This is a genomic window from Collinsella sp. CLA-ER-H2 (genome assembly GCF_040092405.1).
GTDB lineage: Bacteria > Actinomycetota > Coriobacteriia > Coriobacteriales > Coriobacteriaceae > Collinsella.
On sequence record NZ_JBBNLO010000005.1, the window covers coordinates 37,402 to 51,191 of the forward strand.

The following is a 13,790-nucleotide window of genomic DNA, read 5'->3' on the forward strand; positions in this document are numbered from 1 at the left end:
CCACGCCGATAAAGCAACTGATGCAGAAGGGGAGAGCATGAAGAAACTGTATCTACTCCGCCACGGTCAGACGGAGTTCAACGTCAAAAAGCTGGTCCAGGGTCGCTGCGATTCACCGCTCACCGACTTAGGCCGTCAGCAAGCCGGGATGGCAGCCGCATGGCTCAAAGCCCACGGCGTCGTCCCCGATAAAGTGGTCTCCTCCCCTTTGGGCCGAGCCATGGCCACGGCAAGCCTCGTCGCAACCGAGCTTCTCGGCGCAGACGCTGACGTTGAGCCCTGCGAAGGCATTATCGAGCGCTGCTACGGCACCTTCGAAGAGGGCCCGCACGACGCGCTACCCACCGACGTCTGGGATCCAGGCGAGGACTTAATCCCATTCGGAGGAGAAGGAAGCCAGGCGCTGCAAGAGCGCATGGTAGACACCCTCACCAATATCATGGACGCCGATGGTATCGAAACCCTTCTAGCAGTAAGCCACGGCAGCGCCAGCCGCCAATTCATCAAGGCTGCCGTCCCAGAGGACTTTGAGCTCCCAACAAAACTCCCCAACTGCGCCATCATGATCTTCGATTTCGATGAGGAAAAGTCGGGAGAAGAGGGCGATACGCCTCAATCCAAGTTTACCTTGCGGCAAATCATCGATCCCCAGCAAAGTCATTAGCCTGAGCGAGCAGAGTTAAGCAGACATCAGCGTGTCGTCTCCCGAGCACGGCGAGGGCCGGAGAAATATATTAAGGTCATCGCGAGTTCCGCACGCAAAGGAGAGCACTTAATGTGCTCTCCGTCTTGCGCAGGACTGTAGAGCAGCAACCTTAATATGTCTCAGGCCCGCCCCCTCCGCCGCACACTGGGAACGTGCCACGCACTTTACCTGCGTAAACAATGTGAGTGAAATATGAATCTCGATGGATACGCCCGCAGCCGTGTATACTAAACAGCTGTGTGAAACCAGGGGAGTATTCTGGCTGGACAAAATGCCTGCTTAATAGGGTTGTCAGGTAGTCCGGGCGAAATACAAGGCTGGGGAGCACGTCGTGTAAGTAGTGGTCCTCTAGGGGCGTACGCTCGGTGGTGTACGCATTGTCCCAAGACCACGCGAGAGTTGGGATCATATCTTGATCAGCATGATTCTCGGCCGCAAGATTGGCATGACCCAGGTTTGGGACGAGGACGACAACGTCGTTCCCGTCACGGTCATCCAGGCTGGCCCCTGCGCTGTCTCGCAGGTTAAAACTCAGGCAACCGACGGCTATGACGCCGTCCAGATCGGTTTCGGCGACATCAAGGCCAAGAACGTGAACAAGCCCATGGCTGGTCACTTCGCCAAGGCTGGCGTCGAGCCTGTCCGCTTCCTTCGTGAGGTCCGCGTCGAGAACGGCGAGGAGCACAAGGTCGGCGAGGTCGTCACCGTCGCTGATTTCGCTGATGTCGAGAAGGTCGACGTCATCGGTACCTCCAAGGGTAAGGGCTTCCAGGGTCGCATCAAGCGCTGGGGTCAGCGCCGCGGTCCTATGACGCATGGTTCTCACTTCCAGCGTCACCCCGGTTCTATCGGTCAGTGCGCCTATCCTGCGCGCGTCCTCAAGGGCGTCAAGATGGCCGGTCACATGGGTAACGAGCGCGTTACCGTCAAGAACCTTTCCGTTGTCCGCATCGATGCCGAGCAGAACCTCATCTTGGTCAAGGGCGCTGTCCCGGGTGCCAAGAATGGTCTCGTCGCCATCCGTATGGCCTAAGGGCCCAGCCCATTTAGCCCAGCGTCATACCAAGGAGAACACTTAAATGGCAAAGTTTGAAGTAAAGAACAGCGAGGGCAAGAAGGTCGCCGAGGCCGAGCTCGCCGCTGAGGTGTACGGCATCGAGCCGAACATCCACGTTATGCACCACATCGTCAAGTGCCAGATGGCCTCTTGGCGTCAGGGCACCCAGTCCGCTAAGGGCCGCTCTGAGGTTTCCGGTGGCGGCAAGAAGCCTTGGCGTCAGAAGGGCACCGGCCGTGCCCGCCAGGGTTCCATCCGTGCTGCCCAGTGGCGTCACGGTGGCGTTGTCTTCGCCCCCAAGCCCCGTTCCTACGCTAAGCGTATGAACAACAAGGAGGTCAAGCTGGCTATGCGCTCCGCGCTGTCCGCCAAGCTGGCCGATGGCGAGCTCGTGCTCGTCGACGACTACGGCTTCGAGAAGCCTTCCACCAAGGCTGCCGTTGCCATGCTCAAGGCTCTCGGCCTTGAGGGCAAGCGTCTGACCATCATCGTTCGCGATGAGGACGTCAACGCCTACCTGTCGTTCCGCAACATTCCCAAGACGTTCATCATCACTGCCGACGAGGCCAACACCTACGATCTCGTCAACAATAACGCCGTGCTGATGCCCGCCGACATCGCCGCTCACTTCGGGGAGGTGCTTGCATAAATGACCGCCCACGAGATTATCATCCGTCCGATCGTGTCCGAGCGTTCCTTCTCCGGCATGGAGCTGAACAAGTACACGTTCGAGGTCGCCAAGGATGCTAACAAGTATCAGATCAAGGACGCTGTCGAGGAGATCTTCGGCGTCAAGGTCGTTCGCGTGAACACCCTGACGGTCAAGCCCAAGACCAAGCGCGTGCGCTATGTCGCCGGCAAGACCCGTTCTTGGAAGAAGGCCATCGTCACGCTGGCCGAGGGCGACACCATCGAGGTCTTTGGCAACCAGGCCTAAGACTCGCTGCTGTTGAGTGAGCTCATGCCTCCCAAATAGGGGAGGCGAGAGCTCAAGGTTTTGGGCGTATAAAATGGACACGCCCGGAACCGTGTATACGTCCGGTGTCATCGCACCCGAGGCAGAACCTCGAATCCCTGTCTGCGATGGCTAACGGATTCCTATTGAAAGGGATTGTAATGGCTGTAAAGCACCTTAAGCCGACCTCCGCTGGTAGGCGTTGGCAGACGATCTCCGACTTCTCCGAGATCACCTGCACCAAGCCCGAGAAGTCTCTTCTCGAGCCCCTGCCCAAGAAGGCCGGTCGTAACAACAACGGCCGCATCACCACCCGCCACCAGGGCGGCGGCGTGAAGCGTCGTTACCGCGTGATCGACTTCAAGCGCAATAAGGACGGCGTGCCCGCCAAGGTTGCCACGATCGAGTACGATCCGAACCGTTCCGCTCGCATCGCTCTGCTGCACTACGCTGACGGTGAGAAGCGCTACATCCTGGCCCCCAAGGGCCTCGAGGTCGGTCAGACCATCATGTCCGGTTCTGACGCCGACATCAAGCCGGGCAACGCTCTGCCCCTCGCCGACATCCCCGTCGGTACGCTCATCCACGCCGTCGAGTTCCAGCCGGGCAAGGGCGCTGCTATCGCCCGTTCCGCCGGTAACTCCTGCCAGCTGATGGGTAAGGAGGGCAAGTACGCTATCGTCCGTATGCCTTCCTCCGAGATGCGCCGCATCCTCGTTACCTGCCGCGCCACCGTCGGTGAGGTCGGCAACGCCGATCACTCCAACATCGTCATCGGCAAGGCCGGCCGTAAGCGTCACATGAACGTGCGCCCGACCGTCCGCGGTACCGTCATGAACCCTGTCGACCACCCGCACGGCGGTGGCGAGGGCAAGAACCACACCTCTGGTCGTCCCTCCGTTACCCCCTGGGGTAAGCCGACGAAGGGCCTTCGTACGCGCAAGAAGAAGAAGGTCTCGAACCAGCACATCATTCGTCGCCGTAAGAAGTAATTTCGGATACCGAGTTTTAGGAGAAAGCACTTATGAGCAGAAGTCTCAAAAAGGGCCCGTTCGTGGAGACTCGCCTTCTCTCGCGTATCACCGCGATGAACGAGGCTGGCAAGAAGGACGTCGTGAAGACCTGGTCCCGCGCGTCCACCATCTTCCCCGAGATGGTTGGTCACACCATCGCTGTCCACGACGGCCGCAAGCATGTGCCCGTGTATGTTACCGAGTCCATGGTTGGTCACAAGCTCGGCGAGTTCGCGCCGACTCGTACGTTCCGTGGCCACAAGGCCAAATAGGGGGTTAACCGTAAATGGCAACTAAGTCTATTGAAACTGAGGCCACCGAGGTTCGCGCCGTCGCTAAGTACGTGCGTGTTTCCCCCAGCAAGGCCCGCCTGGTGGTCGATCTGATCCGCCGCAAGCCTGTCGCTCAGGCCTTCGACATCCTCCACTTCTGCGACCGCGCCGTCGCCGTGGATGTCGAGAAGGTTCTCCGTTCCGCCGTTGCGAACGCCGAGAACAACAACGGTCTGCGTGCCGACAACCTGGTTGTCGCCGCTGCCTATGTTGACGAGGGTCCGACGCTTAAGCGCATCCGTCCCCGCGCCAAGGGTTCCGCTTCTCGCATTCTGAAGCGTACTTCCCACATCACCGTCGTCGTTGCTCCTCGAAAGGAGGCGTAAAGCTGTATGGGTCAGAAAGTCTACCCCACCGGCTTCCGTCTTGGCATCACCGAGAACTGGCGCTCCCGCTGGTTCGCAGAGAAGGATTACGCTAAGACCCTCGGTAACGATCTCGAGATCCGCAAGTACCTCGAGAAGCGTCTTTCCCGCGCAGCTGTCTCCCGCGTCGAGATCGAGCGCGCTGGCGACAAGGTGAAGGTCATTATCCTCACCGCTCGCCCCGGCGTTGTCATCGGTAAGAAGGGTGCCGAGATCGATACCCTCCGCACCGAGCTTGAGAAGGTCGCTGGCGTCTCCAAGGGCCAGCTCTCCGTCGACGTTGTCGAGATCAAGCGCCCCGAGCTCGACGCCAACCTCGTTGCTCAGTCTATCGCCGAGCAGCTCGAGGGCCGCGTTGCCTTCCGTCGCGCTATGCGCAAGGCTGTCCAGTCCGCCCGCAAGGCCGGCGCTAAGGGCATCCGTATCCAGTGCTCCGGTCGTCTCGGCGGTGCCGAGATGGGCCGTCGTGAGTGGTACCGTGAGGGTCGCGTGCCTCTGCACACCCTCCGTGCCAAGATCGACTACGGCACGGCTGTCGCCAGCACTACCATGGGTGCTTGCGGCGTGAAGGTCTGGATCTACCTGGGCGAGAAGCTCCCGGGCCAGCCTGTTCCCAACCCTGCACTCGAGGGCTCTTCCCGTCCTCGTCGTCGTAACTCCGAGAGGAGGGGTCAGTAGTGCTTGCCCCTAAGCGTATTCTTCACCGCAAGGTGCAGCGTGGCTCCATGAAGGGCCAGGCCAAGGGTAATACCGAGCTGCATTTCGGCGAGTTTGGTATCCAGGCTCTCGAGGCCCATTGGATCACCAACCGTCAGATCGAGGCCGCTCGTATTGCCATGACCCGCTACATGAAGCGTGGCGGTCGTGTCTACATCACGATCTTCCCCGATAAGCCCATCACCAAGAAGCCTGCCGAGACTCGCATGGGTTCTGGTAAGGGTAACCCCGAGGAGTGGGTGGCCGTCGTCAAGCCCGGCCGCATCATGTTCGAGGTCAAGGGTGTTCCCGAGGAGGTCGCTCGCGAGGCTCTGCGTCTTGCGCAGCACAAGCTCCCCATCAAGACCAAGATTGTTGCTGCCAAGAACGCTGAGCAGCGCATCGAGAAGGAGATGGCTGAGGAGGCCGCTCTCGAGGCCAAGTGGGCTGCTGAGGACGCCGCCGCCGCCAAGGAGGAGAACTAATGAAGCCCGCAGAGATTCGTGAGCTCTCGGACGCTCAGCTCGTTGAGAAGCTGAAGGAAATGCGCGCCGAGCTCTTTAACCTTCGTTTCCAGATGGCCACCAGCCAGCTGGACAACACCGCTCGCGTCAACACCGTGAAGAAGGACATCGCTCGCGTCCTCACGGAGCAGCGCGCCCGCGAGATCGCAGCGGAGAAGTCCGCTGTCGCCGAGTAGGACCTAAGGAGAGAACATGACTGATTCGCGTAACTCGCGTAAGGTCCGTACGGGTGTCGTTACCTCCGTCTCCGGTGCCAAGACCATTGTTGTCACCATCACCGAGCGCAAGCGTCACCCCAAGTACGGCAAGATGATGACCAGCTCCAAGAAGCTGCACGCTCACGACGAGGAGTGCACGGCTGGCGTGGGCGACACCGTCCGCGTTATGGAGACCCGTCCTATGTCCAAGATGAAGCGTTGGCGCCTCATCGAGGTCGTCGAGCGCGCTAAATAAGCAGTCGCTCTTACGACTTGTACGTTTCCGAAGATGTGCGTATGCCTGGTTTGCATACCACGAGCCGCATAAAGGCTGCGCACCTCTCTTCGGTTCTTAGTTCGGAGGAACATCTACCATGATTCAGATGCAAACCATGCTGAACGTCGCCGACAACTCCGGCGCTCGCAAGATTCGCTGCATCAAGGTGCTTGGCGGTTCCAAGCGTCGTTATGCAGGCATCGGCGATGTGTTCATCGGTGCTGTCCAGGAGGCTACCCCTGGCGCCAACGTCAAGAAGAAGGACGTTGTCCGTTGCGTCGTCGTTCGCACCGTTAAGGAGATCCGCCGCAAGGATGGCTCCTACATTCGCTTTGATGAGAACGCCTGCGTTGTCATCAACAACGATGGTTCGCCCGTCGGCACCCGTATCTTCGGGCCTGTCGCTCGCGAGCTTCGTGACAAGAAGTACATGAAGATCGTCTCGCTCGCTCCCGAGACCCTGTAGTTAGGGGAGATATATGTATATCAAGAAGGGCGATAAGGTCCAGGTTCTCTCTGGTAAGGATCGCGGCAAGCAGGGCGTTGTCCTGCGTGCTCTCCCCGCCGAGAACAAGGTCGTTGTCGAGGGCGTTTCGGTCGTCAAGAAGGCCGTCAAGCCCAACGCTGCCAACCAGCAGGGCGGCATCGTTTCGCAGGAGGCTCCCATCGACGCCTCCAACGTCAATCTCGTTTGCCCCGAGTGCGGTCAGGTTACCCGCGTCGGTCACGAGAAGGACGGCAAGAACAAGCTGCGCGTCTGCAAGAAGTGCGGCCACAAGTTCTAAGCTGCCCGCAACATCAAGTTGCTAGCAAAGGCCCGGATGCCCCACGGCACCCGGGCCTTTTTCTATTCCTACTCATTGGGGACAGACTTAAATGAGTACCCTAACTGGGTAAGCATAAATGAGCGGGTCGTGCTGTATAAATTGCTTGTGTGCGCGTTTATGCGCGTTAGATTGCGTTTAATTACGCACCTATGCGTATATATGCGCCGTTTACGGGGCAATAATGACCGTTTAGCGGTGAGATACGCAAAAACGCGCACAGACGCGCGTGTTTGTGCGAATATAGAGCTGTCAGAAATGCAAGACGTTCTATGACACAGGAGACACATAATGGCAGATTCCAAGCAGGCTCCACTCGACGCCGCGGCAGCCGCCAAAGCATTTGCTTCGGTCCAGGACAAGCCGTTCCCTAACGACATCTTTACGGCTCCCGAGCTCCGTTGGGCTGTGATCGGTTGCGGCGTTATTGCCAACCAGATGGCTCAGTCCCTTGCCCTGGCCGGCCGCAAGCTTACGGGCGTTGCCAACCGCACGCTCACCAAGGCTCAGACTTTTGCCGACCAGTACGGCGTCGAGAAGGTCTATGACACGGTTGAGGATCTCTACGCCGATCCTGACATCGACGCCGTCTACATCACCACCCCGCACAACACCCATATCACCTATCTGCGCGCCGCCCTGGCGGCCGGCAAGCACGTTCTCTGCGAGAAGGCCATCACGCTCAACTCCGCCGAGCTCGATGAGGCCCGCGCCATTGCCGCCGAACACAACGTGGTCCTTATGGACGCTACCACGGTGCTCCACATGCCCTTGTATCAAGAGCTGCGCCGCCGCATGGATGCCGGCGAGTTTGGCCGCATGAACCTCGCTCAGCTCAACTTTGGTAGCTACAAGGAGTACGGCGACCTGACCAACCGTTTCTACAATCGCAACCTCGCCGGCGGTGCCATGCTCGATATTGGCGTATACGCCCTGTCCGTCATGCGCCTGTTTATGGCGAGCCAGCCCGTCGAGGTCGTGTCTCTGGGTAACACCTGCGAGACCGGCGTGGACGTTGCAGGCGGCATCGTCTGCCGCAATGCCGAGCAGCAGCTGGGCGTCGTGAGCCTTACGCTCCACTCCAAGCAGCCAAAGCGCTCGGTTATCAGCTTTGACAATTGCTATGTCGAGGTCAACGAGTATCCGCGCGCCGATCACGCGACGATCGTGTGGACCGCGGACGGTCATCGCGAGGAGGTCGCCGCGGGCACCGAGGCTTATGCCCTGTGCTACGAGATGGCTGACCTCGAGCAGGCCGTCGCCGGCGACGATTCCAAGCGTGAGCTTCTGGATTATGCTTCTGATGTGATGGAGCTCATGACCAAGCTCCGCGCCGATTGGGGAGTCGTCTACCCCGAGGAGGAGTAAGCGATGCTTGCGGAAGATAGGCTCAATACGATCGTGTCGATGGTGCAGCAGGCTGGCTCGGTAACGGTGCCCGAGCTTGCCGATGCCCTGGGCGTGACGGCCTCTACCATTCGACGCGACCTACACACGCTCGACCGAGCGCACCGCATCGCCAAGGTGCACGGTGGCGCGACAAGTCTTGAGCGCGCGCACGTGACGCGCGACCTAACGATCAGTGAGCGCAGTGATCTCCATAACGACGACAAGGAGCGTATCTGCGCCCGCGCCGCGGCGCTCGTGGAGCCCGAGAGCTTTGTGTACATCGATTCGGGTTCGACAACGCTCAGACTCATCGAGCATCTTCCGCATCTCGAATCGGTCACCTATGTGACTGATTCCGTGCTCCATGCTCAGCACCTTGCTTTGCGCGGCATGCGTACCGTGGTGCTGGGCGGCGAGCTCAAACCCGAGACCGAGGCGCTCGTTGGCCCCGATGCCTTGGCAACCCTGGACCGCTATAACTTCAACTGCGGCTTTTGGGGATCCAACGGCATCGCGGCCGAGCAAGGTCTCACCACACCGGATATCGAGGAAGCACAGGTCAAGCGTATCTCGATGCGCCATACCGCCAAACGCTTCGTAATCTCGGACGCCAGTAAATTTGGCATGGTGGCGCCCGTCAAGTTCGCGGACTTCCGCGACGCAACGATTATTACCGCAGGCGAGGTCCCCGCCAAGTACCGGGCAATGGACAACGTCATCACGGTCTAGCAGCAGGGGACGGGCTAAGGCCAAAACCACCGCGAAGGTGCCTGTCCCCATTGTGGTGGTTTAGGGCTCCCAGGGGCAGGGGGCTTCGATGTGGATGTGCTCGCCGGTTACGGGATGCGTGAAGGACACGCTGTGGGCGTGGAGCATCAGGCCGCAGGGGCGCGGCGTTCCGTACAGGTCGTCGCCAACCAGGGGGTGACGCTCGCTGGCCAGGTGCACGCGAATCTGATGCTTGCGGCCGGTGAGCAGCTCAACATCGATATACGAACGCGCGGGCAGGCCTCGGCGGCTCTTAAGGCGCTTGAGTACCTTGACGCGCGTCTGAGACGGCTTGCCGCTGGCACCGACGCGCATCTTGCGGCTGTCGTGGCGGTCGCGGGCGATGGGCTTGTCGATGAGCTTTTCGTTCCAGTCGATCTTGCCCTCGGCGAGCGCCAGATAGTGCTTTTCGAATGCGTGGTCGATGACCATCTGGTCAAAAGCGGGCTGCGTCCGCTTGTCGAGCGAGAACAACACCACGCCGGTGGTGTCGCGGTCCAAGCGGTTGAGCGGTTGCATGTCGGTCGCGGCAAAGCCGTCGCCCATCGCCAGCAGCAGGTCGCTGGCGTAGTCGGTAAGTGTGCGCTCGCCGGTGCCGTCACCGTGGACGATCATGCCGGCAGGCTTATCGATAGCCATGAGCCAGGCGTCGCAGTAGAGGACTTGAGGTTCTTCGTTCACGTGTAAGCCTTTCGATTAGCTAATTCCCACAAACATGCAGCCCGAGGTGGCGCCGCGCAGGCGGGCGGCGGGCTTGCGGCCGGCTTGAGCCGCCTCGACGGCGCGACGGACGCGAGCGACGGCACGGCCAATCTCATCGGCCTCGAGCAAGGTTCCGTCGACCATAAGACGACGGACGCCGGCGTCGAGCAACTGCGGTACCTGCGGCGTGAGGTCGATGGGGTAAGCATCGTACAAGCGAGAGCGGCCATGGATGTCGGTGCGTACGGGCATGACCTTGCCGTCGATATTCTTGAGCGAGAGCTTGCGGGCACGCAGGCGGCAGTTGGCGCAATCGTGGATGCAGCCGTTGGCAACCTGCAGAATGCAATGCTCGCTTGTCATGACGCGTGGGCGGCCAAAGACGGTGATGCCCAGAGTCGCGGGCGCGGCGGCGCCGAACGAGACAATCTCGTCGAGCGTGATCTCGGGCGAGAGCCAAAACGCACCGGCCCCGCGCTCGGCAAGCGCCTCCATGCAGGGCGTGTTGTGCACCGGCAGGCAAGAGCGAATCTCGGCCGTGGCGCCAACCTGGGCGGCCAGGGCAAGCTCAGAGATGTTGCCAATAGCGACCGTGGCGCCGGCAACAACCCACGGGTCGACGCGCTCGTGGTCAACGGCACGGCAGACCTCGTCGAGCACGGGCACGATGCCCTGCTCAAACGCATCGGCGGGGGAGAGCTCGGCCGCATCGAGCGCGTCGGTGGTCATGTAGATGCGCGTTGCACCCTCCGCTCGCGCTGCCTCGGCGGCCTCGAGCGAGGTGACGGTGGCGCAGATCTGCGGCTCGTCGCGGTAGTGCTCGGGCATGGGCCGCGTACATTTGTCGAGCACCGGCAGCTCGAGCGTGCGGGCACGCTCGTCATACGGTGCCAGAATGGCCTCCTCCAGCGCCTTGCAGGCGGCGGCGCGCACCTTGTGCACAGCGGAGAAGCCCATGCCGCAGCCCTTATCGAGCGCCACATCAAAGCTCGCGGACTCAAAGGGCGAGGACCCCATGCGGCCCACATGCTCTACCAGATCGGACGCCTCGACCGCGCGGGTCTTGGCGGCCTCGACGGTAAAGCCCGTGGCCGTGGCCGTAAGCGAAGGGGCGTCGCAGCAAGTAAGCGTGACGGCAAACGGTTCGCCCAAACGCGCCACAACGGTTACATCAACGGCGCGGCGGCGCAGCACATCGCGCTTGAGCGCGGCGCCGGCAGCGTCAATGGCGCGCTGGCTTCGAATCACGCGCACGCGGCAGCCCTCGGGCATGCTGCGAGGCACGCGGCACTCGATGATGTCACCGGCGGCGGCATCATCGGCGGCAATGGTGGTCAGGAACTGGTCAAACTCGTTATCGTGGCGAAGCTCCAGCAGGTCGCCCTTGCCCACGGGCTCAAACAACTCAATGCGGGCGATGGCGGCGCGCCGACGGCGGTCGTCGGGCTTGAGGCCGCGCACATCGCGGTTGGCCGGGCGGCTGCCCAGCACCGTGCCCACGATCTGGCCGCGGTTGTTGGAGCGCTCGTAGCTCATCATCTCGTCACCCGAGGTACCGTCTTGGTAGGCGTGCGTAAAGTCGCGGTTAAAGCAGCGCTTGAGCTGTCGCTGGCGGGCCGCATCCTCATCCTTAGAGGTCGAAACATCGGCCAGCATGTCATCAATCTGATGACGATACACGTCGACGATGGAATACACGTAATCGGGGGCCTTCATGCGGCCCTCGAGCTTGAGCGATGCGGCGCCGGCGTCATACAGACGGCGAACAAGCTGCGAAGTGTTGGTGTCGCGCGGGCACAGCGCGCGCTCGCGTCCGGCAGGGGAGAGCGAGCGGCCGTTCTCGTCAATTAGCTTGTAGGGTAGGCGGCAGGGCTGGGCGCACATGCCGCGGTTGGCCGAGCGGCCAGCCATGGCAAAGCTCGACAGCAGGCACAGACCCGAGTAGCAAAAGCAGATGGCACCGTGGCTAAAGACCTCAAGGTCCACATCGGGCGCGGCGTTGTGAATGGCGGCGATCTCGTCGATGGAGAGCTCGCGCGAGAGAGTCACGCGGTCGGCGCCCTGCTCACGGCACCAAAGGGTTCCGCGGTCGTCGTGGATGTTCGCCTGGGTCGAGATGTGTGTCTCGATGCCGGGCATGGTGCGCTTGACCTCAAAGAACAGACCCCAGTCCTGGATAATGAAGGCGTCGGCGCCCAGCGTGGAGCAGCGATGGATGAGTTGCAGCGCATCGCCCATCTCAGACTGCTTGATGACGATGTTTACCGTGACGTAGACGCGCGACCCGGCTAGATGCGCGGCGCGGCAGGCTTGCTCAAAGGCCTCGTCGGTAAAGTTGGTTGCCTTGCGGCGGGCGTTGAAGCTGCCCATGCCGCAGTAGATGGCGTCTGCCCCGGCAGCGAGCGCGGCGGCAAAGGGCTCGGGCCCTCCGGCGGGCGCCAAAAGCTCGGGTCTGCGGTTGGTGGTTCGACTGGCGGTTGCGGTCATATCCTGCCTTTCAAAATGCTCAGATATTCAAAAGTATAGTGGTGCCGTTGCGGCAGGCGATGCCCGTGCTCCAAGCGGGATAAAGTCTTCAGCAGCTTAGGCTGGCTGACCCCGTGGAGAACCGTTCAGCTGCCAACGGGCGCCGTTGGGCGATAAAATATTCTCTCCAGCTGATAATATTCTTGCATCAAACAGAAACCTTGAGTACTATCCCAAATCAAGCGCGGTGTTCAGACCGAATTGTGCCTCCCGGTGCGAACGCCGCGCTCACGCTCTCTATCTGATCGTAAGGAGAAAAACATGAGCAAGACCGTCGTGTCTTCCGATAACGCACCCGCAGCCATCGGACCGTATTCCCCCGGTATCCAGACCGGCAACATGGTGTTCCTGTCCGGCCAGCTGGGCATCGACCCCACAACTGGCAAGATGCCCGAGGGCGTCGAGGCCCAGGCCAAGCAGTCCCTTGCTAACGTCGAGGCCCTGCTGACTGCCGCCGGCGCTACGTTTGCCGATGTCGTCAAGACCACGGTCTACCTGGCCGACATTGCCGACTTCGCTGCCGTGAACGAGATCTACGCCTCCAAGTTCGAGGCCCCGTTCCCCGCGCGCAGCGCTTTCCAGGTTGCCGCCCTTCCGGCTGGCGGTCTGGTCGAGATCGAGGTCGTCGCCGCTCTCTAAGGCGTTGGCAACAACTAAACATGACATGCAAAAAGACCCTGCAGCGCGTGCGAGCTGCAGGGTCTTTTGTTAAGTGACGGATCGCTTGTGGAGCCGCGCTCCATTTTGCTCGTTAGCCCTCCTTGCGAACTTTTTGCAGGTAGCGGTAGACGCTGGGCTCCGAGATGCCCAGCGCGGTGGCAGCGCAGGCAACAGCGCCCTTGAGCATAAATACGCCATTGCCGTTAAGGTGGCGAATCACGTCCACGCGGTCGCTCTGACCAAGCGACGCCACATCCAGCCCGCGCGCGCTCAGCAACTCGGCAATGCTGCGGTCGATGAGCTCCTGTGTAGACTCCGAAAGACTTTCGACCTCGATAGACGCGGGCTCCGCCTGCCTAGGCGCAGCGTCGAAGCAAGCCATGAGCTGCTGAGCTATGGCGTTGATAGAGCGTACCGTGGAAAGATCGGTGTTGACGCAGAGCATGCCGACGATCTCGTCATTCTCGCGGATAAAGTACGTCGCTGACTCCAACGTCTTGCCACCGGCACCGCGCCCCTCGTAGCCCGTAATAAACGGCAGGTCGCGATACTTGGCGTCGTGCATGATCTTGAGTGCCAGATCGGTGGCGGGACCGCCGACCTTGCGGCCGCTCACGATGCCGTTGCGAATATCGACGATGGCGTGGTCGGGATCTGAGAAATCGTGCAGCACGATTTCGCTGTTCTTACCGAGTACCTGCTCCAGGAAATCGACCATCGGCAAAAAGCGACGTACGGTCTCGTTCACGGGCAACTCCTTGGGGTGAAATCGAAAATGTTCATAACAATTTTTTCTCAT

The 13,790-nt window shown here is 60.8% G+C and carries 18 protein-coding genes and 1 pseudogene; 16 read left to right on the plus strand and 3 right to left on the minus strand.

The features are described from left to right. Positions 1–37: 37 nt before the first annotated feature. The 15 genes and pseudogenes from AAAX59_RS02360 (at position 38) to AAAX59_RS02430 (ending at position 9,064) form a co-directional block, all read left to right on the plus strand. Complete coding sequence (locus AAAX59_RS02360; protein WP_349070373.1) at positions 38–664, plus strand: histidine phosphatase family protein; 627 nt, start codon at positions 38–40, stop codon at positions 662–664. A 454-nt stretch (positions 665–1,118) separates the two neighbouring features. Next, positions 1,119–1,739 carry a 50S ribosomal protein L3 gene (gene rplC / locus AAAX59_RS02365; protein ID WP_035137484.1) on the plus strand — a complete coding sequence of 207 codons (621 nt, stop codon included), beginning with the start codon at positions 1,119–1,121 and terminating at the stop codon, positions 1,737–1,739. Positions 1,740–1,785: 46 nt separating this feature from the next. Further along, a complete protein-coding gene (gene rplD, locus AAAX59_RS02370; RefSeq protein ID WP_006235032.1) occupies positions 1,786–2,412 on the plus strand; it encodes a 50S ribosomal protein L4 in 627 nt (208 codons plus the stop codon). After that, positions 2,413–2,700, plus strand: a complete 288-nt coding sequence (gene rplW, locus AAAX59_RS02375; RefSeq protein ID WP_022094197.1) for a 50S ribosomal protein L23 — start codon at positions 2,413–2,415, stop codon at positions 2,698–2,700. Between the two features lie 179 nt (positions 2,701–2,879). Next, entirely contained in the window at positions 2,880–3,710 is an 831-nt protein-coding gene (gene rplB, locus AAAX59_RS02380; protein ID WP_022094198.1) for a 50S ribosomal protein L2, read from the plus strand. 32 nt (positions 3,711–3,742) lie between these two features. Then, positions 3,743–4,003 carry a 30S ribosomal protein S19 gene (gene rpsS / locus AAAX59_RS02385; RefSeq protein WP_006235035.1) on the plus strand — a complete coding sequence of 87 codons (261 nt, stop codon included), beginning with the start codon at positions 3,743–3,745 and terminating at the stop codon, positions 4,001–4,003. A 14-nt stretch (positions 4,004–4,017) separates the two neighbouring features. After that, complete coding sequence (rplV, locus tag AAAX59_RS02390; protein WP_006235036.1) at positions 4,018–4,389, plus strand: 50S ribosomal protein L22; 372 nt, start codon at positions 4,018–4,020, stop codon at positions 4,387–4,389. A gap of 6 nt (positions 4,390–4,395) precedes the next feature. Then, positions 4,396–5,106 carry a 30S ribosomal protein S3 gene (gene rpsC, locus AAAX59_RS02395; protein ID WP_006235037.1) on the plus strand — a complete coding sequence of 237 codons (711 nt, stop codon included), beginning with the start codon at positions 4,396–4,398 and terminating at the stop codon, positions 5,104–5,106. Further along, a pseudogene (gene rplP, locus AAAX59_RS02400) lies at positions 5,106–5,501 on the plus strand (50S ribosomal protein L16); the annotation flags it as partial. The gene rpsC and the pseudogene rplP, both read left to right, overlap by 1 nt. 107 nt (positions 5,502–5,608) lie before the next feature. After that, positions 5,609–5,824, plus strand: coding sequence for a 50S ribosomal protein L29 (gene rpmC / locus AAAX59_RS02405; protein WP_006235039.1), 216 nt, complete (start codon positions 5,609–5,611; stop codon positions 5,822–5,824). Positions 5,825–5,840: 16 nt separating this feature from the next. Next, entirely contained in the window at positions 5,841–6,101 is a 261-nt protein-coding gene (gene rpsQ, locus AAAX59_RS02410; protein ID WP_006235040.1) for a 30S ribosomal protein S17, read from the plus strand. A 118-nt stretch (positions 6,102–6,219) separates the two neighbouring features. Further along, on the plus strand, positions 6,220–6,588 hold the full coding sequence (rplN, locus tag AAAX59_RS02415) for a 50S ribosomal protein L14 (protein ID WP_006235041.1): 369 nt from the start codon (positions 6,220–6,222) through the stop codon (positions 6,586–6,588). A gap of 13 nt (positions 6,589–6,601) precedes the next feature. Further along, complete coding sequence (gene rplX / locus AAAX59_RS02420) at positions 6,602–6,907, plus strand: 50S ribosomal protein L24 (RefSeq protein ID WP_349070374.1); 306 nt, start codon at positions 6,602–6,604, stop codon at positions 6,905–6,907. Positions 6,908–7,237: 330 nt separating this feature from the next. After that, entirely contained in the window at positions 7,238–8,314 is a 1,077-nt protein-coding gene (locus AAAX59_RS02425; RefSeq protein WP_349070375.1) for a Gfo/Idh/MocA family oxidoreductase, read from the plus strand. Positions 8,315–8,317: 3 nt separating this feature from the next. Next, positions 8,318–9,064, plus strand: coding sequence for a DeoR/GlpR family DNA-binding transcription regulator (locus tag AAAX59_RS02430; protein ID WP_349070376.1), 747 nt, complete (start codon positions 8,318–8,320; stop codon positions 9,062–9,064). Between the two features lie 60 nt (positions 9,065–9,124). On the opposite strand, the gene AAAX59_RS02435 is transcribed toward AAAX59_RS02430, so the two are convergent. Together AAAX59_RS02435 and AAAX59_RS02440 are read right to left on the minus strand one after the other, a co-directional pair. Continuing rightward, complete coding sequence (locus tag AAAX59_RS02435) at positions 9,125–9,784, minus strand: RluA family pseudouridine synthase (RefSeq protein WP_227789749.1); 660 nt, start codon at positions 9,782–9,784, stop codon at positions 9,125–9,127. A 15-nt stretch (positions 9,785–9,799) separates the two neighbouring features. Then, on the minus strand, positions 9,800–12,292 hold the full coding sequence (locus tag AAAX59_RS02440) for a U32 family peptidase (protein ID WP_195232295.1): 2,493 nt from the start codon (positions 12,290–12,292) through the stop codon (positions 9,800–9,802). Positions 12,293–12,592: 300 nt separating this feature from the next. Here AAAX59_RS02440 and AAAX59_RS02445 point away from each other — a divergent pair, with 300 nt between their 5' ends. After that, complete coding sequence (locus AAAX59_RS02445) at positions 12,593–12,970, plus strand: RidA family protein (protein ID WP_195232293.1); 378 nt, start codon at positions 12,593–12,595, stop codon at positions 12,968–12,970. A 112-nt stretch (positions 12,971–13,082) separates the two neighbouring features. On the opposite strand, the gene AAAX59_RS02450 is transcribed toward AAAX59_RS02445, so the two are convergent. Beyond that, positions 13,083–13,739, minus strand: coding sequence for a PAS domain-containing protein (locus AAAX59_RS02450; protein WP_349070377.1), 657 nt, complete (start codon positions 13,737–13,739; stop codon positions 13,083–13,085). Positions 13,740–13,790: the final 51 nt, after the last annotated feature.

What these genes read in the sequence shown, in the direction of transcription:
- rplW (WP_022094197.1), top strand. Translation starts at nt 2,413, where the DNA reads ATGACCGCCCACGAGATTATCATCCGTCCGATCGTGTCCGAGCGTTCC.
- rpsC (WP_006235037.1), top strand. Translation starts at nt 4,396, where the DNA reads ATGGGTCAGAAAGTCTACCCCACCGGCTTCCGTCTTGGCATCACCGAG.
- rplD (WP_006235032.1), top strand. Translation starts at nt 1,786, where the DNA reads ATGGCAAAGTTTGAAGTAAAGAACAGCGAGGGCAAGAAGGTCGCCGAG.
- rplN (WP_006235041.1), top strand. Translation starts at nt 6,220, where the DNA reads ATGATTCAGATGCAAACCATGCTGAACGTCGCCGACAACTCCGGCGCT.
- AAAX59_RS02425 (WP_349070375.1), top strand. Translation starts at nt 7,238, where the DNA reads ATGGCAGATTCCAAGCAGGCTCCACTCGACGCCGCGGCAGCCGCCAAA.
- AAAX59_RS02430 (WP_349070376.1), top strand. Translation starts at nt 8,318, where the DNA reads ATGCTTGCGGAAGATAGGCTCAATACGATCGTGTCGATGGTGCAGCAG.
- AAAX59_RS02360 (WP_349070373.1), top strand. Translation starts at nt 38, where the DNA reads ATGAAGAAACTGTATCTACTCCGCCACGGTCAGACGGAGTTCAACGTC.
- rpsQ (WP_006235040.1), top strand. Translation starts at nt 5,841, where the DNA reads ATGACTGATTCGCGTAACTCGCGTAAGGTCCGTACGGGTGTCGTTACC.
- rplX (WP_349070374.1), top strand. Translation starts at nt 6,602, where the DNA reads ATGTATATCAAGAAGGGCGATAAGGTCCAGGTTCTCTCTGGTAAGGAT.
- rpsS (WP_006235035.1), top strand. Translation starts at nt 3,743, where the DNA reads ATGAGCAGAAGTCTCAAAAAGGGCCCGTTCGTGGAGACTCGCCTTCTC.
- AAAX59_RS02440 (WP_195232295.1), bottom strand. Translation starts at nt 12,292, where the DNA reads ATGACCGCAACCGCCAGTCGAACCACCAACCGCAGACCCGAGCTTTTG.
- rplV (WP_006235036.1), top strand. Translation starts at nt 4,018, where the DNA reads ATGGCAACTAAGTCTATTGAAACTGAGGCCACCGAGGTTCGCGCCGTC.
- AAAX59_RS02445 (WP_195232293.1), top strand. Translation starts at nt 12,593, where the DNA reads ATGAGCAAGACCGTCGTGTCTTCCGATAACGCACCCGCAGCCATCGGA.
- rplB (WP_022094198.1), top strand. Translation starts at nt 2,880, where the DNA reads ATGGCTGTAAAGCACCTTAAGCCGACCTCCGCTGGTAGGCGTTGGCAG.
- rpmC (WP_006235039.1), top strand. Translation starts at nt 5,609, where the DNA reads ATGAAGCCCGCAGAGATTCGTGAGCTCTCGGACGCTCAGCTCGTTGAG.